Source organism: Tardiphaga sp. 619_E2_N8_4 (assembly GCF_051810905.1).
Lineage (GTDB): Bacteria > Pseudomonadota > Alphaproteobacteria > Rhizobiales > Xanthobacteraceae > Tardiphaga > Tardiphaga robiniae.
In genome coordinates this window covers 382046-399533 of record NZ_JBPWQJ010000001.1, presented here as the reverse complement: position 1 = coordinate 399533, position 17488 = coordinate 382046, and the positions used below count along the sequence as shown (strand labels likewise).

The window sequence follows — 17488 nt, the reverse complement described above, 5'->3', positions numbered from 1 at the left end:
GAACAGCGCGCATTCGACGCAAGGCCCGGACCATTCACGGTTGCAAGTGGATTAATGGAACCCAAATAATCCAAGAGTGCCTCATTGGACAGGGAACGGTCCTATCCACTAGTTTGACAGGCGGCGGCGTTGCACAATTCCGGGCGAGATCATCGGGAATGAAAGAGAAGAAGGATATCGTAGAAAACTGGTTGCCGCGTTACACCGGCACGCCGCTTGCTGAGTTCGGAGAGTATGTTCTCTTGACCAACTTCGACAACTACGTCGAATGGTTCGCCACGGCGTATGGCAGTTTGGTAAAGGGCGCAGATCGACCGATGCCCAATGCGACTGCCGATGGTATCACTCTGATTAACTTCGGCATGGGAAGCCCGAATGCTGCAACCGTGATGGATCTGTTAAGTGCCATCGCGCCGAAAGCCGTGTTGTTTCTCGGCAAATGCGGTGGGTTGAAACGCAAAAATAAAATTGGCGATTTGGTGCTACCGATTGCGGCTATTCGGGGCGAAGGCACCTCAAATGATTACTTGCCCCCGGAGGTTCCTGCGCTGCCCGCGTTCCAGTTGCAACGCGCGGTGTCGACCATGATCCGCGATCTCGGTCACGACTATTGGACCGGCACCGTGTACACGACCAATCGTCGTGTCTGGGAACATGATGATCGCTTCAGGGATATATTGCGTTGTACACGGAGCATGGCGATCGACATGGAGACCGCAACAATCTTTGCTGCGGGATTTGCCAATCACATTTCGACTGGCGCACTGCTTCTCGTGTCCGATCAGCCAATGATTCCCGAGGGTGTGAAGACCGAAGCGTCGGATCAGGAGGTGACCGCGAACTATGTCGAAAGGCATATCAGGATCGGGGTGGAGGCCTTGAAACTTGTGCGGCGCCGCGGCCGCAGCGTCAAGCATTTGCGTTTCGAAGACGATTTTGATGCAGGGCATGAGACGTAGAAAGGTGTCGTACCGCTGCAGCAACAGTTAAGCAGCGGCATAATCTTCCCATTCGGGACCGCGACGGTCGCCGCGGATCGTCCGACTAATCATCAGTCATGCGCGCTAAAGCGCCCGTGCTGCGCGTTGGCCATCAGGCGCGCAAACTGCGCGTGACCCATATGAAGCAGCGTCTCGTGATCGCCAGCTTCCAGATAGACCTCCGGCTGCGCCTGGATGCTGTCGTCGACGATGATATCCAGCCCGTAGCATTTACCGACGGCAGGAACTGCACCGTGTGCGCAGTCGCGGAACAGCTGATGGATCTCGGTTTCATCGGCCATGTGGACATTGTCGCCGAGTGATGTCCTCAGGTCCGACAGGCGGAGGTGATGCGATGCGGGCAAGACGGCCAGTATATATTCGCCGTCACGCCGCAACACGATGCCCTTGGCGAGGCGATCGCCCGAGATATGACATGCCTCAGCCGTGCCAGAGGACGTCATACGAAGTTCGTGCGGGATCACCTCGTATTGGATGTTTTCAGCGGCCAGGTATTTCTGGAGTGTGGGAGCAATGGTCATGGCGTGACCTCCGGGGCAAAATGCAAGCCATCCATCGTAAGGTCTTTGTCTGCAGACTCTCGCCGTGCGATGGGCGGCTGCGTGGTTATAGGCTCAGCATAGGCCTCCCATCCGACAGCTGCAATTCGTTATCGATGACCAACTCTCTCGCGAGATAGTCAGGCCCCCGCGCTGTCGATGGTGAGTGCGCGAGCGCCGCGACACTTCTTCTCTTCCCCAAAGGGGGGGCTGCTGTCCATTTGAGTGCATGCGAGGATCGCGTGAGGTATTCAATCGAAATTATATATCTATTTCAAAAGCATAGGAGTTCGCAGTTTTATTCTGAATGGCATGCCATTTTCCAGAACGCACAGCATTCACATAGAGGCTGATCGATCACGATGTCGATCATGTGGTGGCGCGCATCTCGCAGCCGCTAATCCCAACTGCTTGGTGTCACCACGGAGCGCTGAAGTGTGTGGCGCGCGCAGCGTGTGCGGCCGGTTGGTTGCGAGGGCATGATCACCGGGCTAGCCTATGGGCAGGACAAGCCCAAAGGTGAGAACATATGACCCCGCGCGAACGTCTCGACCAATTGCACCCGGAAATGACCGCATGGCGCAGGGATTTCCATGCGCATCCGGAGATTGGCTTCGAGGAGGAGCGCACCAGCGCGCTGGTCGCGGAGCGGTTGTCGGAGTGGGGCATCGAGGTGCATCGCGGCTTCGGCGGTACCGGCGTCGTCGGCGTGATCCGCGGCCGTCACCAGGCGGCCGGTAGCAACCGCGCCATCGGATTGCGGGCCGATATGGACGCGCTGCCGATGGAGGAGGGTAACGGCTTTGCTCATCGCTCGCAGAATGCCGGCCGCATGCATGCTTGCGGCCATGACGGTCACACCACGATGTTGCTTGGTGCTGCGAAATATCTTGCCGAGACGCGCAATTTCGCCGGCACGGTGCATCTGATCTTTCAGCCGGCCGAGGAAGGGCTCGCCGGCGCCAAGGCGATGATGGACGACGGGTTGTTCGAGCGTTTCCCCTGCGATTCCATCTATGCGATCCATAACAGCCCGGACATGCCGCTCGGCACCGTCAAGGCGCTGACCGGCACGGCGCTGGCGGCGATCGATTATTTCAAGGTGACATTGCGTGGCCGTTCCTCGCACGGTGCGCATCCGCATCAGGGGATCGATACGGTGGCCATGGCAGCGCAGGTGGTGAATGCGCTGAACGCGATTCCGTCCCGTCAGGTCGATGCGCTGGAATCCGCCATCATCAGCATCGGCCAGATCCACGGCGGTACCTCGGACATCGTTCTGCCCGAGACGGTGGAGTTGCGCGGCTCGGTACGTACGCTGAAGCCCGAGGTGCGCGAGCGCGTCGAGGAGTTGTTCATGCGCACAGTGACGCTGACCGCGCAAGCCTGCGGCGGCACGGCGGAGATCGAGTATCGCCACGCCTATCCGGCCACCATCAACACGGCCGACGAGACGGTGCGCGCGGCAGAAGCCGCGGCGGCGGTGCCGGGCGTTACCGAGGTGCTGCGCGAAGGCAATCCAATTCTTGCCGGTGAAGATTTCGCGTTCATGCTCGAACGCAACCGTGGTGCCTATCTGATGTTCGGGCAGCGCACCGCCGACAAGGGCGGCGTGCCCGTTCACAATCCCGGCTACGATTTCAACGACGATCTCCTGCCGATCGGCGCGAGCTATCTCGCCGGTCTTGTGGAGCAGGAACTCGCATAAAACGAGTCGTTGCTGTTGACGCGGTCTGTCTAGGTCGCGCCGCTCTTCGGAATGGTGCGGCCGATGACGCGCAGAAGGTCTGCGCGCACCGACTCGATGTGACGTTCAAGGAAACGGCAGGCGTCATCGATCTTCTGGCTGCGGCACAGAGCGATGAGTTCGGCGTGTTCTTTCTCAGCGATGCCCATCGCGGTGGTCGTCGAGAGTTGCATGCGCGTGTAGCGGTCGCTGGTTTGCAGCAGCGCCATCACGATCGACTGCGTGCGCGGCTGCCGCGCCCGGACATACATCGCCATGTGGAAATCGGCGTTGAGCTGTCCCCATTCGCTGATATTGCCGGCGGCAATCGCCTTCTCGAAGCGGTGCTGGATGTCGTCGAGTGCAGCGAAGTCGTCGTCGACAAAATGCGGCGCGGACTGCGCCAGCATCCGTGGCTCGAGGATGACCCGGAGATCGAACACGTCGTTGATTTCGTCGAGCGACAGTTCCGAGACGATGGCGCCCTTCTGCGGGACGATCTTCACCAGCCCTTCGGCCTCAAGCTGAAACAGGGCTTCTCGCACCGGAATCCGGCTGACGCCATAGGCCTCGCCCAAGGCGTCCTGGCGCAACTGCGCGCCGGCCGGGTGGGTGCCGTCGAGGATGGCCTGGCGGAGTTGATCCGCGATCATGGCCGACAGGGTGCGGTGCTTTAGCGGCGCGCTCATTGATTTATCGAGCCTTTTCTCTGGATTTCGGCCGGATTGATCTCAGATCTCGTCCCGTCTTCGCTGCCGCACAAAAACTCCTCAAGGCGCGAATTTGTGCAAATCAGCGTTTGACAGGGAAATTGTATAAATTATACGATCCAAAAATCATATCACAATCGTGACAGCGGGGGCAGTTTATGAGTGACCAGACGATGTCGACGGCCCGGGCCATCGGAGCCCGCCGGGTCATCCTGGTGGCGTCCGCCGGGCTGCTGGCCTTCGAGCGGCTGGCTCTGATGGGCCTGATGTATCTGCTGACGGCGCTGATCCTGGTGAATGTCGTCACCCGCTATTCGCACTTCCCGATCTACTGGATCGATGAGTCGGCGGTGTATTCGGTGGTCTGGCTGACCTTCATCGGCGCCTCCGCGATGACCCGCCTGCGGCTCGACTTTGCGGTCACCATGATGACCGAACGTCTGTCGGCCAGAAGCCAGCAGATCTTCAAGATTATCGCCACGAGCACGGTGATCGTGTTCGGTGTCGGCCTGATCGTCACCTGCATGCTCTGGATGGACCCGATCGGCCTTGCGCAAGCAGGCTTCGACGCGAAGAAGTTCGCGGGCCAGACCTTCAATTTTCTCTACACCGAGCGCACCCAGACGCTGAACTGGCCGACATGGGTCCTCTATCTGACACTGCCCATTTTCGCGGTGTCGATCACCATCCATGGCATTGCGAATCTGCTCGAGGACCTCGGCCTCGTCGCCAAGGTGCCGCCGAAAGGCTTCCAGCTCTCCGAACTCGACGGGGTGAACTAATATGATCACCTTCGCCGCATTCACGGTGATCATGCTGGTCGGCGTGCCGATCGGTCTTTGCCTTTGCCTCGCCGGCTTCGTCTACATCATGGCGTCCGGCAATCCGGTGCTGTTCCAGTCCTATCCGCTGCAACTGTTCGGCGGCGTCGACAGCTACGGTCTGATCGCGATCCCGCTGTTTATCCTGATCGGCGAGATTATGAATGGCGGCGGCATCACCAAGCGCATCGTCGACATGGCGATGGCCTTTGTCGGCTCACTGAAGGGCGGACTGGCTTACGTCAACATTCTCGCCAATATGTTCATCTCCTCCATTCTCGGCTCGGCGACCGCACAGGTCGCGATCATGGCGCAGATCATGGTCCCGGAAATGGAAAAGAAAGGCTACGACAAGACCTTCGCTGCCGGTCTCACCGCCTACGGCGGCATGCTCGGCCCGATCATTCCGCCGTCGGTGATGTTCGTGGTCTACAGCGTGCTAGCGCAGGTGTCGGTCAGCGACATGTTGATCGCGGGCATCATTCCCGGTGTCATCCTCACAGTGATGTTCTGTGTCGTCATCGCGCTGATGGGCTACGTCTACAACTATCCGCGTGCGGACTATCAGACGCCGAAACAGCGTGTGATGACCATCCTGCGCACCTCGCCGACCCTTTTGATTCCCATCGTCATCGTCGGCTCCATCCTCGGCGGTCTGGCGAACGCAACGGAATCGGCTGCCGTCGGCGCTGTCGCCGCTGCGGTCGTAGGCAAATACTGGACCAAGGAATTCGAATGGTCGCAACTGCCGCAAATGATGCTGCGCTCGGGCATCTATTCGGCGATCGTGCTGTTTCTCGTTGCCGCTGCCGCCGTGTTTTCCTGGGTTCTGATCTTCGGCAAGGTGCCGCAGGAGACCGCCGCCTGGATCCAGACAGTTGCCAAGGATCCGATCAGCTTCATGCTGATCTGCAATGTCATCCTGCTGGTCATCGGCACGGTGATCGACGGCGTGCCCGGCCTGATCATGACCGTGCCGATCCTGCTGCCGGTGGCGACCGAGATCTACCACATCGACCCACGTCACTTCGGCGTAGTCGTCGTGATCAATCTCGTGCTCGGATTGCTGTCGCCGCCGGTCGGACTCTGTTTCTTCGTCGCCGCCGCCGTCACAGGCGCCAAGCCCGGCAAGATGTTCATGGTGACGCTGCCGTTCTTCTTCATCTCATGCATCCTGTTGGTGCTGCTCTCGCTCTATCCGTATCTGTCTCTCGCCCTCATCAAGTAAGCCCCCATACACATCAAGGAGCCTCCGTCATGACCATCTCACGTCGTCGCTTCCTCGCCGCATCGGCTGCTGCTTCGGTGTTCGCGCCGTCGCTCGCATTGGCGCAGGCCAAGGAGCTGCGTCTCGGCCTGATCACGCCGAACGGCCATTCCTGGAACAAGGCTGCGCTGAAGCTCGCTGATCAGCTCAAGGAAGAGACCAAGGGCCGTCTAACCATGACGGTGTTTCACTCCGGCCAGCTCGGCAACGAGGCGGCGATGATGCAGCAGTTGCAGACCGGCGCGCTTGACATGGGCTTCATCCAGGCTGCTGAGCTCGGCTCACGCGTGCCGCATATCGCGGCGATCAACGCGCCCTATATCGTGCGCTCGACGCCGGCCGTGGCGAAATTCGTGCGTCATCCGGCGGCAGTCAAACTGTTCGACGTGCTTCCTGCGGAAACCGGCACCATTGGCCTCGGCTGGGGCATCACCGGCATGCGCGCGGTCTTCGCGGTCAGGGATCTCAACACGCTCGCCGATATCAAGGGCATGAAGCTGCGCATCAATCCGACGCCGGTCTATCGCGACTTCTACTCGTCGCTCGGCGCGGCGCCGACGCCGATCCCGACACCGCAGGTGTTCGACGCCATGTCGAATGGCCAGGTCGATGGTCTGGAAGCCGATCTGGAATTCTCCTGGAACCAGCGCTTCGACAAGGTGTCGAAGTCGATCCTGCAGATGAATGCCGTCTTCATGCCGATGGCCGCCGTCGTCTCCGGTCGCGTCTGGCAGTCGCTGCCGGCCGCCGACAAGGAGCTGATCACCAAGGCTGTCAAATCGACGCTGGATGCGCAGATCGACGAATTGGCCGCCGGTGAGCCGGCGCTGATCGAGAATTTCAAGGGCACGTCGGTGCCCGTGCGTCAGGTGGCCGTCAAGGATACCGAAGCCGTCATCGCCGAATTCGACAAGATCTGGCTGCCGAAAGCACCGGTATTGGCCGAGCTGCGCAAGGTCGGCGCGACGATCTGATCCTCAATTCCAACCCGTCATCCTCATCAGCCGGCGCGCTATGCGCGCCGGTATCACACGGAGTTTTGCCATGAGTCCCCGTATTTCCTGGGAAGGCGTCTTCCCGGCTGTCACCACCCAGTTTCATGACGATCTGTCGCTCGATATCGACGCCACCGCCAAGGTCATGGACGGCCTGATCCGCGACGGCGTGTCCGGCCTGATCATCTGCGGCTCGGTTGGTGAGAACACCTCGCTGGAGCGCAAGGAAAAGATCGCGATCATGGAAGCGGCCAAGTCGGTCGCCAAGTGCCGCGTGCCCGTGCTCTGCGGTATCGCCGAATTCACCACGGCCTTTGCTGTGGACACTGCCAAGGAAGCCGCACGCGTCGGCATCGACGGCATCATGGTGATGCCTGCGCTGGTCTATTCGTCCAAGCCGCACGAGACAGCGGCACATTTCCGCTCGGTGGCGACAGCGACCGATCTGCCGGTCATGCTCTACAACAATCCGCCGATCTACAAGAACGATGTCACCCCCGACATTCTCGCCACGTTGGCCGATGTCGAGACGGTGGTGTGCTTCAAGGACTCATCGGGCGATACGCGTCGCTTCATCGATACGCGCAACATGGTCGGTGACCGCTTCGTGTTGTTCGCCGGCCTCGACGACGTCATTGTCGAGAGCGTGGCGATGGGCGCCGTCGGCTGGGTGTCCGGCATGTCCAACGCGTTTCCGCGCGAAGGCGAGACTCTGTTCCGCCTGGCCAAGGCCGGCCGCTTTGCCGAGGCGATGGCGATCTATGAGTGGTTCATGCCGCTGCTGCATCTCGATGCACGCCCGGATCTCGTCCAGTGCATCAAGCTCTGCGAAAATATCATGGGCCGCGGCACTGCTTTGACGCGCCCACCGCGCCTCGCGCTGCTGCCGCATGAAAAAGCGGAAGTGGAAGGGATCATGGCAAAGGCGCTGCGTCACCGTCCGACGCTGCCGGATGTCGGCCTCAAGGCAGCTTAACGACTCGTCGCTATCTGAAATTTATCGGCGCGTCAGTCGTGGCGCGCCGATGTCTTATGTAGCGATGCCTTCGCACAGCTAGATATCTTCGTCGTCGCGATCGCGTTTCGGCGTGGCGATATCGCCGTCTTCCTCGTCGTCGTCAGGCCGCGGCGGCGTGGGGACGGGTTTTTGCTTGTCGTCCTTGGCCGGTTTGTCGTCGCGGGCTCCGCCCACTCGTCCGCTCATCATTTTCCCCGCCGGATTGCTTGTGTTGACCTCATTCTGACCGTGATTGAAGCAGATATTGCCGTAATCCCGCAATTGCCCTGTGTTTTTCCGCATGACCGTGTAAACGGGGGCGAATCCTGCCCGCTTTGAAATCGGGCGAATCTTGTTCTGGAGTGACGATGAAAAAACCGAAGTTAGAGCTCGACGAACCGCAGGCGCGCAAATTCATTCGCGCCGACAGGGCGCCGACCGAAGGTTATTCACTGGTGGTGGATGGCCATTTCAAATCCCATCACGATACGGTCGAAGCCGCGGAAGAAGCTGGCATGAAGCTGAAGAACCAGTTTCAGATGCTTCAGATCCAGGTCTACGATTCTGCGACCAAGACCCGTACCATGATCGAATGGCCTGCGCCGAGCGCGGCCTGAGATAGATCAGACCCTGCGAAAGCAGGTCCTGCGATAGTCAGGTCCTGCGGCCGCCGCTGCGCTGATCGGCGAGCCACGCTGCCAGGGCTTGTGCTTTTTCCGCCGACTTGCTTGACGATGTCTTGCTCGAAGACGTCTTGCCCGATTTCGTTGCGGTCTTCTTCTTGGCCGGCGCGGGGGGCGATACCGCTTCGCGGGCAAGGCGCATGGCCTTTAGTCGGGCCATGTTGTCGAGTACCGCTTTGGCCGCGGCGTCGCGTTCGGATTTCGTCGCTTTGTCGTCAGTTGGCATCAGCTCGTTTTCTTTTTTCTGGTAGCTTTCGGTTTGGGTTCGGGCGGGTTGGCCAGTTCTTCGGCTTCCCTGGCAAGGCGAAGCGCGCGCAGTTCCTCGGTCCGCTTGCGGATGGCGACATCGGCGGCCGCAATGTCGGCCATCGCCTTCACGCCTTCGGCTTCCTGCGCCGCCTTGCGGGCAAGCCGGATTTCCTTCAGTTCTGCGGGTGTCTTCTGTTCCTGTTCGGTGTCCATCAACGCCTCGGGTTAGGCCACGCGATCGGCGCGCAGCGAACTCTGTGTCATTCTTATCACGTAGATATAGGAAGCGGCACCCCTGCTGCCACCTAACTGGCCGCTGCAGTTAATCGCTTTGTGCCGGAAATGCGGCGAATTCGACGCGAATGAGGCCAGGTTGCGTCCGTCAGGCCTTCCTGAGACAATCCGGTGGTAATCCGGACTGCAAGAATCTCCATGATCCGCACACTGTTCAACGATGGCGCCGACAACCTGCGCGGCCGCATCATCGCCATCTACGCCATTCTGATCCCGGCCAATGTGCTGGCCTGGATATGGGCCCTGATCGCCTTCCGCGACCAGCCGGTTCTGCTGGGCACCGCGCTGCTCGCCTACACCTTCGGCCTGCGCCACGCCGTTGACGCCGACCACATTGCAGCCATCGATAATGTGACGCGCAAGCTCATGCAGTCCGGCAAGCGGCCGCTGTCCGTGGGCCTGTTTTTCTCGCTCGGTCACTCCACTGTGGTCGTCGTAGCATCCATCTTCGTGGCGCTGGCAGTGTCGGCACTGCAGGAGAAATTCGCGGACTTCAAGGAAATCGGCGGCCTGATCGGCACGAGCGTCTCGGCTTTCTTCCTGCTGATCGTGGCAGTGGCCAATATCTTCATTCTCGTATCGGTGTATCGCCTGTTCAAGGCAGTGAAGCGCGGTGAGCGATTCATCGATGAAGATCTCAATGTTTTGCTTTCGCAGCGCGGCGTCATCGGCCGCATGCTGCGTTCGGTCTTCGCCGTGATCTCGAAGAGCTGGCACATGTATCCGCTCGGCATCCTGTTCGGTCTCGGCTTCGACACCGCGACCGAAATCGCGCTGCTGGGTATCTCCGCCTCGCAAAGCGCCGATGGCATGTCGATGTGGTCGATTCTCGTGTTTCCTGCACTGTTCACGGCGGGAATGTCGCTGGTCGATGCGACGGACTCGGTCTTGATGGTGCGCGCCTATGGCTGGGCTTTCGTGAAGCCGATCCGCAAGCTGTATTACAACATGATCATCACGCTGGTGTCGGTGATCGTGGCGCTGGTGATCGGCGGCGTCGAGGCACTCGGCCTGATCGGCCGCAAGCTCGACCTGTCAGGCAGCTTCTGGGACGGCATCGAAGCGCTGAACGAGAATTTCGGCGCGCTCGGCTATCTCATCATCGCGATTTTCATCCTGAGCTGGATGATCTCGGTGATCGTGTATCGCGTCAAAGGCTATGACGACATCGAGGTTCGGGTTCACGAAGCCTGATGCGGCGCCGCTATTTGGGCGCCATCTTTTCCAGCGCTGCGCGCTTCCACAGATCCCAGGCCCGGCCATGAATCTGGTCGATCACAGCCAGCGTTTTCTGGCTTTCCTCGCCCAGCAGATAGCTCACGGATCCGCCAAGCGCGAGCGCCTGGGACTGTAGCTGCGCATTGACGTTGCTGTAATGGGCGCGGAACACCGCCATCGGAATTGTGCTCGCCACGACAACACTGCCATGGCCCCGCATCAGTGCCACGCTGCGGTCGCCGAGCGTACTGGCCAGCGCCTTGCCCAGTTGCGTGTTGCTGACCAGCATGTTGCTCATGCCGGCGCTATCGCGGATCTCGAACACCGGCACGTCGGGAAACAGGAAGGCGCCGAGGTGGAACACCGGCCGTAACGGCGTGCTGCTGACGCTGAAGGGGATGATCCCCGGCGAATGTGTATAGACGATGGCTTTGACGTCGGGCCGGGCCTTGTAGATTTCGCCGTGGATGAAGCGTTCGAGGAAACTGGCGCGTCCCTTCGCATCGACCGGATTGGAGTCTAGGTCGTATTCCATGATGTCGTCGGCCGTTACCAGCGCCGGAGCCACGGAGCGCCCCATCAGGTAGCGATTGGGGTCGGTCGGGTGGCGCATGCTGACATGGCCGAATCCGTCGATGACATTGAGGTCGGTGAGGACGCGGTTCGCCACCACGAGGTCCTGCATCAACGCTGGGTCGACGGTGCCGGCAGATGTTGGCGCGGGGGTCTGTGCTGCGGTTTGTGCGGAGGCCGGTTGTAGGGAGAGTGCGAACACCATTGCCAGCAGCATTGGCGCAGCCGATCGTGTCGACGCCATTATCATCCTCCCCCTGTCGAGTGGCGGGTTGGTCCGCCTTGCTCGCTATATCATGCGGCCAGCACCGGGCCGCCAGCTTTCTTCCACGCATCGATGCCGCCGTCCAGATGTGCGGCATTGTCGATCCCAGCATCCTTTGCGGCAGTGACCGCCATGGCCGAGCGCTCCCCAAAGGCACAGAAGAACACGATGCGGCGCTTGGTGGCAGTGGCGACCTCCCGCAACATGCCGCCGGGCTTGAGGCTGTCCGATATCGACGGGTAGGGCGCATGCAGCGCGCCAGCGAGCACGCCGTGCTTGGCGCGTTCGCTGCTCTCGCGCAGATCAACCAGCAGGATGGCGGGATCGCCGAGATGAGCAATGGCCTCCCGCGGAGACAGCGCCAGGCCTTGCTTCTTCAGCGCGTCCGGCTTCAGCCCGACTTTCATATTGGCCGGGATCACCACATCCATCAGTTTCGGGTTCGGCAGGTTGAGCTTGCCCATTAGCTCGATGTAGTCCTCCACGGACTTCACCTGCAGGCGCGGATTGTAGCGCTTCTCTTCGCCGATGGTGCTCACGGTGTCGCCCTTGTAGTCGTGTGCCGGGAACACCATCGTCTCGTCGGGCAGCTTGAGCAGGCGGTTGAACAGTGAATCATATTGCGCCCGCGCGCTGCCGTTCTGGAAATCGGTGCGGCCGGTGCCGCGGATCAGCAGCGTGTCGCCGGTGAAGACGCGATCGCCCATCAGATAGCTGTAGGAGTCATCGGTGTGGCCGGGCGTATACATCACGTCGAGCTCGACGCCTTCGATCGTCACCTTGTCGCCGTCGCTGACACGCATGGCGACGACGTCGGCCTTGCTCTGGTCGCCCATGATGGTGACGCAATGGGTGCGATCGCGCAGTTCGGCGAGGCCGGTGACGTGGTCCGCATGGAGATGCGTATCGACCGCCTTCACGAGCTTCAGGTCGAGTTCGCGCAACAACTGGCAATAGCGATCGACCTTTTCCAGAACCGGATCGAGGATCAGCGCCTCGCCGCCGTGGCGGCTGGCAAGCAGGTAGCTATATGTGCCGGACACACTGTCGAACAGCTGACGGAAGATCATGGGCGCACCAATTCTGCGTGGTCGATCCTTCTTCAGATCGGGTATTCGTCAGAATATTAACCCATTTGGCTGCGTTTGAACGATCTCTTTCTTCTCTTGTTCGTGAAGGCAACTTCGGGATACTGCCCGCAGCAGTGAGGGCCTGATGGCGGAATATGTGGTCGAATTCGGTCGGGATGGCCGGCGCGTGGAAGATGATGGCCGGCTCGATGCCGCAGCTTTCCATCGCAACCACGAGGCGATATGGCGGGTTCTTGCGACTTTCCTGCAGCAGGCTTGCGGCGATGTTGTGGAGGTCGGGAGCGGCACCGGCCAGCATGTCATTCACTTCGCTGGACAAACGCCCGACATCACCTGGTGGCCCAGCGATCTCAATGACGCCCATCTCAAAAGCATCGCCGCCTGGCGCACCCATGCCCAATTGACGAATGTCAGACCGCCACTACGGATCGATCTGACCGATCCGGCGTGGTGCCCGGAGATGGAGAACGGCAACGGCCCGGATGCGCTGCTCGCGGTGTTCTGCGCCAATGTCGTCCACATCGCGCCTTGGCCCGTCGCCGAAGGTTTGATCGCGGGCGCCGCAAAATATCTGCGGCCGGATGGACGTCTCTTTATCTATGGCCCGTTCAAGCGCGGCGGCAAACATACGGCCGTGAGCAATGCCGTGTTCGATACCAGCCTGCGCGACGGTAATCCTGACTGGGGCGTGCGCGATGTCGAGGATCTGGAGCACGTCGCGCAGGGCGTCGGCCTTCGGCTGGCTGAGATCATCGAGATGCCCGCCAACAATCTGATCCTTGTATTTGCCCGGTTGCCCGGATGATCAGCGCATGGTGCGTGCGCGCTGGCGTGTGTTGATCTGCCGCAGGGCGGTCGTCATAGTCGTGGCGAATAAAGACCCCGGGACGAACCGGGCCACATCCGGGCGGATTTCCCCATGATCGACGCGGCTACACCAGAGATTCACGATGACGGGCGCGCACGTTCCAACGTGATGCGGCTGGCTGCGGCGCAGGCGCTTGGCGGCGCCAATTCGGCGGTCATCTTCGCCACCGGCGCCATTGTCGGGGCGACGCTGGCGCCCAGCGTCTCGCTCGCGACGGTGCCGATCTCGGTCTATGTCGTCGGACTTGCCTGCGGGACGCTGCCGGTCGGCATGATCTCCCGCGCCTATGGCCGCCGCGTCGCCTTCATCATCGGCAGTGGCGCCGGTGCGATCTGCGGCCTGCTCGGCGCCATCGCGATTCTGAAAGCATCATTCGCACTGTTCTGCTGCGCGACATTCTTCGGCGGCTTCTACGGTGCTGTCGCGCAATCCTATCGCTTCGCCGCCGCCGATGGCGCCAGCCCGTCCTATCGTCCGAAAGCCGTCTCCTGGGTGATGGCTGGTGGCGTATTCGCCGGCGTGCTCGGCCCGCAGCTCGTGCAGTGGACCATGGATATCTGGTCGCCCTATCTGTTTGCTGCGAGCTTCGCGGCGCAGGCGGTGGTTGCCCTGATCGCGATGGCGCTGCTCTCGACCGTGGATGCGCCGAAGCCTGCGCCTGCGGACATGCATGGTGGCCGGCCGTTGCTCGAGATCGTGCGGCAGCCGCGCTTCATCGCAGCCGCGATTTGCGGCGTGGTGTCCTATTCCATGATGAACCTGGTGATGACCTCGGCACCGCTGGCGATGAAGCTTTGCGGGCTGACGCTGAGCGATTCCAATTTCGGCCTGCAGTGGCACATCGTGGCGATGTATGGGCCGAGCTTCTTCACGGGATCGTTGATCGCACGCTTCGGCGCGTCGAAGGTCGTGGCCGCAGGTCTGGCGCTGGAGGCGATCGCCGCGGTGATCGGCATCGCCGGAATCAGCGCGATGCATTTCTGGGTTTGTCTCGTCGTGCTCGGCCTCGGTTGGAATTTCGGCTTCATCGGCGCATCCGCGCTGGTGCTCGAAACCCATCGGGCGCAGGAGCGCAACAAGGTGCAGGCCTTCAACGACTTCCTGGTATTCGGCCTGATGGCGATCGGTTCGTTCTCGTCCGGCCAGCTGCTGGCGAATTATGGCTGGCCCACCGTGAATGCCGTGGTCTTCCCGCCGGTCATTCTCGGCCTGGTCGCGCTGATCATGGCCGGCTTCGTCAAGCGCCGGGCGTCGCAGCAGGCCGCGGCGTTTCCCGATCCGGCTATCTAACCAAGGCGCATCACACACTTGCCGGCCTGGCGATCACCATCGCCCAAGCCGGCATTTGTGAACGACACTCTGAGACGTCCGGACGTCGTCAGGCCGATCCTGTGTTTCCAGTGATCGAGGTAGCAACCAGTTTCTGGGTGATGCCTTGTCCGCTAAGCAAGCGGACAGCCGGGCTTCTTGTTTCGGGCAAGATGGCCATCAAGGTGTTTGACCCTCTCACTTCGGACCAGCCAAGCTCCTGCGCGTGAACCGCAGCACGCTGAGACACACGCACAAATGCTGCCGTCGGCTGGCCATTCTTGCCGGTCTCGATCATTAGATTGTCAGTTCCTTATCGAGGTAGCGGATCAGGTCAGCTTTCAGCGTGCCGAAATCGGCATTGCAATCCCGCAGCACTGCCGCGGCATCGGTGTCATCGACCAGTGCAAGTAACAGGTGCTCCAACGTTGCATATTGATGGCCTCTCTGGTCGGCATATTCGATAGCGCGTCGCCGTGTCGCGTGAAGCGCGGGCGAAAGCGGCAGCGTCGACAGGTCGATAAGGGCATCGGCGCTTTTCAGCCTCTTCACTGGATCGAGGGTCGCCAGCAGATTCTGCTTTTCGCTGATCGGCAGGACAATATGCGAGGCGATGACGTCGGCAACCCGTCCGGGGTCGAGGGTTCTCTCCAGTGGCGGCCAAATCGGTGGCACGCGTATGTCGTGAGCCGAAATGTAGCTCTCGAACCGCCTGACTGCCCGCTGGATCAGTTCGGGTTCATCAGGAATAGGACCCTCACTCACGCCTGCAACATCGACTCTATACGAGCCGGTCTCGCCTACGAAACGCTGAATCACGACGCGTTGGCGTCCCTGTGCCAGAACCCTGAGCGTGCCGTCATCAAGCCTTTGAATTTCAAGCAACTGGGCGAGAACGCCGATGTCGTAGATGTCCTCGAAGGCAGGTTGGTCAACAGTTTCGTTCTTTTGAATAGCAAGCACGACCTCCCGCTGTCGCGCAAAGGCATCTTTCAGAGCGAGTATTGTTTTCTCCCGTCCGACAAAAAGTGGGTAGGTCGTTGTCGGGAATGGAACGAGATCTCTCAGAGGAATGGCCGGGTAGCTTGATATTCCGGTTTGAAGTTTGATAGTCGGCACTCTTGGCGAAGTTCGACCGACCTGCAGCATCGCAGACAAGGTATTCCAGTCAGCGACACCCAATATTCTCGATATCAGCTCCAGGCTTTCGCTGTGACTGATCGTGACGGCTTTGGTGGTGAGGTTTTCGCGCAGGGTCTGCGCCATAGCCTTTGCATCGCGAAAATCGCGCATCTGTTTCGTCCTTTGCATGAGCGAACCAGGGGGCATCAGGTGGTTGCGTTGCTGACCCGGTCGCTCGGACAAAGGGTGTCGGCAAAGGAAGTGATACGTTCACCGTCCCGTTCAGGGCGCAACCGGCAGGTCGTATCAACCGAGATAAAATTGGCTCAAAGGCGTCTAGCTGTCAATGAGGTGCAACTGTCGGCTGCGTTCACGCGACAGTGAGACCTGTATCAGTCGACATCGGCCAATTGGTCCGCAGTCTCGAACGCGTCGCGCGGCCACGAGATTTGCACCACCGCGCCGTGATCGGGAAATACACGATTGCTGAACGTTACCCTGGCGCCGGTGCGCTCCAGCAGCGTGCGCGCGATGAATACGCCGAGGCCGAGGCCGCGATGTTCGCCCTCTTCGGCAGGGCGCCGGCGTGACAGATAGGGCTCTCCGATCCGCTTCAGCAGGTCCGGTGGAATGCCCGGGCCATCGTCCGAGATCGAGATCACGATACTTTCCGCATTCCACCAGGCGTTCACTTCGACCTGCTCCCGCGCGAAATCGACCGCATTCTCCAGAATGTTGCCGACGCCGTAGAGGATTGCCGGATTACGCATGCCGGCCGGTTCCGGGGCGTTGGCGACGGCGATGCGTATCTTGATGGCAATGCCAAAGTCGCGATGCGGCGCCACGGCTTCCTCGATCAGTTGCGAGAGCGGCATGCGGTCGAATGGCGCGCCGCTTGAATTCAGCTGCGTGATCTTGGAGAGAATCTCGCGGCAGCGCTGCGCTTGTTCGCGCACGGTCTTCAGGTCGTCGGCAAGTTCCGGGTTGTTGTGGATGTTCTTCTCGAGCTCCCGGGAGATCAAGAAGATGGTCGAGAGCGGCGTTCCCAATTCGTGCGCGGCAGCGGCGGCGAGACCGTCGATCTGGGTCAAATGCTGCTCGCGCGTCAGCACCAGTTCGGTGGCGGCGAGCGCGTCGGAAAGCTTGCGGGCTTCCTCGGTGACCTGAAATGCATAGAGGCTGGTCACGCCGATGGCAGTCAGGATCGAGAACCAGACGCCGAGCAGATAGATTTGCGGCAACACCAGCGGTTCTGCGGAGTCCCACGGTAGCGGCAGATGAAAGAACGCCAGCACGGTGGCAGAGGCTGCCGCGAGAACGCCGAGCGCGATGGTGAACCGGGTCGGCAATGCCGTCGCCGAGATCAGCACCGGTGCCAGAAACAGGAATGAGAACGGGTTCTGCAATCCGCCGGTGCAGTAGAGCAGGCCCGCCAGCTCGATGATATTGAGCGCGAGCAGGGCAGCTGCGAAGAGCGGTTCCAGCCGGTGGACCGGATTGAACAGCGTCTGCAGCACGAGATTGAGGGTCGCCGAAAGGCCAATGATCGTCACGCAGGGAATGATGGCGACGTCATATTCGAGCCCCTGCACCACGACGAAGATCGCGGCCAACTGGCCGAGCGCCGCGAGCCAGCGCAAACGCAGAATCGTGTCGAGGCGAACATAACGGCGCGGCTGGCGAAAGTCGGAGGCGGAAATATCGGTCATATCAGGACATTAGACGTCTCAGGCGATGACCACAAACCCATGCGGGCTGCGG

At 60.6% G+C, this 17488-nt stretch carries 19 protein-coding genes; 10 read left to right on the top strand and 9 right to left on the bottom strand.

Going from position 1 to position 17488, the window contains the following annotated elements:
* Positions 1-158 precede the first annotated feature (158 nt).
* Positions 159-959 carry an AMP nucleosidase gene (locus tag AB8A23_RS01920; RefSeq protein WP_439057046.1) on the top strand — a complete coding sequence of 267 codons (801 nt, stop codon included), beginning with the start codon at positions 159-161 and terminating at the stop codon, positions 957-959.
* 92 nt (positions 960-1051) lie between these two features.
* Here the strand turns inward: AB8A23_RS01920 and AB8A23_RS01915 are convergent, their stop codons facing one another.
* The gene (locus AB8A23_RS01915) at positions 1052-1522 is read right to left on the bottom strand and encodes an aminoacyl-tRNA deacylase (RefSeq protein WP_089262750.1); all 471 of its coding nucleotides are present in this window, start codon (positions 1520-1522) and stop codon (positions 1052-1054) included.
* 547 nt (positions 1523-2069) lie between these two features.
* Between AB8A23_RS01915 and AB8A23_RS01910 the strand changes: the two genes are divergently transcribed.
* The gene (locus tag AB8A23_RS01910) at positions 2070-3248 is read left to right on the top strand and encodes a M20 aminoacylase family protein (protein WP_439057047.1); all 1179 of its coding nucleotides are present in this window, start codon (positions 2070-2072) and stop codon (positions 3246-3248) included.
* A 29-nt stretch (positions 3249-3277) separates the two neighbouring features.
* Here the strand turns inward: AB8A23_RS01910 and AB8A23_RS01905 are convergent, their stop codons facing one another.
* Positions 3278-3955: a GntR family transcriptional regulator gene (locus AB8A23_RS01905; protein ID WP_093759769.1), complete on the bottom strand. Its 678-nt coding sequence runs from the start codon at positions 3953-3955 to the stop codon at positions 3278-3280.
* Between the two features lie 179 nt (positions 3956-4134).
* On the opposite strand from AB8A23_RS01905, the gene AB8A23_RS01900 reads away from it, so the two are divergent.
* From AB8A23_RS01900 to AB8A23_RS01885, 4 genes are all read left to right on the top strand, one after another.
* Positions 4135-4758 carry a TRAP transporter small permease gene (locus AB8A23_RS01900; RefSeq protein ID WP_439057048.1) on the top strand — a complete coding sequence of 208 codons (624 nt, stop codon included), beginning with the start codon at positions 4135-4137 and terminating at the stop codon, positions 4756-4758.
* 1 nt (position 4759) lies between these two features.
* Entirely contained in the window at positions 4760-6025 is a 1266-nt protein-coding gene (locus AB8A23_RS01895) for a TRAP transporter large permease (RefSeq protein WP_093759765.1), read from the top strand.
* 29 nt (positions 6026-6054) lie between these two features.
* Entirely contained in the window at positions 6055-7038 is a 984-nt protein-coding gene (locus AB8A23_RS01890) for a TRAP transporter substrate-binding protein (RefSeq protein WP_089262741.1), read from the top strand.
* Positions 7039-7108: 70 nt separating this feature from the next.
* Positions 7109-8035: a dihydrodipicolinate synthase family protein gene (locus AB8A23_RS01885; protein WP_439057049.1), complete on the top strand. Its 927-nt coding sequence runs from the start codon at positions 7109-7111 to the stop codon at positions 8033-8035.
* 78 nt (positions 8036-8113) lie between these two features.
* On the opposite strand, the gene AB8A23_RS01880 is transcribed toward AB8A23_RS01885, so the two are convergent.
* Positions 8114-8263: a hypothetical protein gene (locus AB8A23_RS01880; protein WP_170849725.1), complete on the bottom strand. Its 150-nt coding sequence runs from the start codon at positions 8261-8263 to the stop codon at positions 8114-8116.
* A 161-nt stretch (positions 8264-8424) separates the two neighbouring features.
* On the opposite strand from AB8A23_RS01880, the gene AB8A23_RS01875 reads away from it, so the two are divergent.
* Entirely contained in the window at positions 8425-8673 is a 249-nt protein-coding gene (locus tag AB8A23_RS01875; protein ID WP_068732883.1) for a hypothetical protein, read from the top strand.
* 37 nt (positions 8674-8710) lie between these two features.
* On the opposite strand, the gene AB8A23_RS01870 is transcribed toward AB8A23_RS01875, so the two are convergent.
* Both AB8A23_RS01870 and AB8A23_RS01865 read right to left on the bottom strand, forming a co-directional pair.
* Positions 8711-8965 carry a hypothetical protein gene (locus AB8A23_RS01870; RefSeq protein ID WP_089262737.1) on the bottom strand — a complete coding sequence of 85 codons (255 nt, stop codon included), beginning with the start codon at positions 8963-8965 and terminating at the stop codon, positions 8711-8713.
* Complete coding sequence (locus tag AB8A23_RS01865) at positions 8965-9201, bottom strand: hypothetical protein (protein ID WP_068732887.1); 237 nt, start codon at positions 9199-9201, stop codon at positions 8965-8967. The genes AB8A23_RS01870 and AB8A23_RS01865 overlap by 1 nt, the downstream gene beginning before the upstream one ends.
* A 219-nt stretch (positions 9202-9420) precedes the next feature.
* On the opposite strand from AB8A23_RS01865, the gene AB8A23_RS01860 reads away from it, so the two are divergent.
* The gene (locus tag AB8A23_RS01860; protein ID WP_175368607.1) at positions 9421-10476 is read left to right on the top strand and encodes a HoxN/HupN/NixA family nickel/cobalt transporter; all 1056 of its coding nucleotides are present in this window, start codon (positions 9421-9423) and stop codon (positions 10474-10476) included.
* 10 nt (positions 10477-10486) lie between these two features.
* Here the strand turns inward: AB8A23_RS01860 and AB8A23_RS01855 are convergent, their stop codons facing one another.
* On the bottom strand, positions 10487-11317 hold the full coding sequence (locus AB8A23_RS01855; RefSeq protein ID WP_439057050.1) for a class II aldolase/adducin family protein: 831 nt from the start codon (positions 11315-11317) through the stop codon (positions 10487-10489).
* A 50-nt stretch (positions 11318-11367) separates the two neighbouring features.
* Entirely contained in the window at positions 11368-12408 is a 1041-nt protein-coding gene (locus AB8A23_RS01850; RefSeq protein ID WP_120288278.1) for an MBL fold metallo-hydrolase, read from the bottom strand.
* A 145-nt stretch (positions 12409-12553) separates the two neighbouring features.
* Here AB8A23_RS01850 and AB8A23_RS01845 point away from each other — a divergent pair, with 145 nt between their 5' ends.
* Both AB8A23_RS01845 and AB8A23_RS01840 read left to right on the top strand, forming a co-directional pair.
* Positions 12554-13234 (top strand): DUF938 domain-containing protein, encoded by a 681-nt coding sequence (locus AB8A23_RS01845; RefSeq protein ID WP_120288279.1) that lies wholly within the window; start codon positions 12554-12556, stop codon positions 13232-13234.
* Between the two features lie 114 nt (positions 13235-13348).
* Positions 13349-14587, top strand: coding sequence for an MFS transporter (locus tag AB8A23_RS01840; protein ID WP_439057051.1), 1239 nt, complete (start codon positions 13349-13351; stop codon positions 14585-14587).
* Positions 14588-14902: 315 nt separating this feature from the next.
* Here AB8A23_RS01840 and AB8A23_RS01835 read toward each other — a convergent pair whose 3' ends face one another.
* Together AB8A23_RS01835 and AB8A23_RS01830 are read right to left on the bottom strand one after the other, a co-directional pair.
* Positions 14903-15898: an LON peptidase substrate-binding domain-containing protein gene (locus tag AB8A23_RS01835; protein ID WP_439057052.1), complete on the bottom strand. Its 996-nt coding sequence runs from the start codon at positions 15896-15898 to the stop codon at positions 14903-14905.
* Between the two features lie 221 nt (positions 15899-16119).
* Entirely contained in the window at positions 16120-17436 is a 1317-nt protein-coding gene (locus AB8A23_RS01830) for an ActS/PrrB/RegB family redox-sensitive histidine kinase (RefSeq protein WP_089262725.1), read from the bottom strand.
* Positions 17437-17488 lie beyond the last annotated feature (52 nt).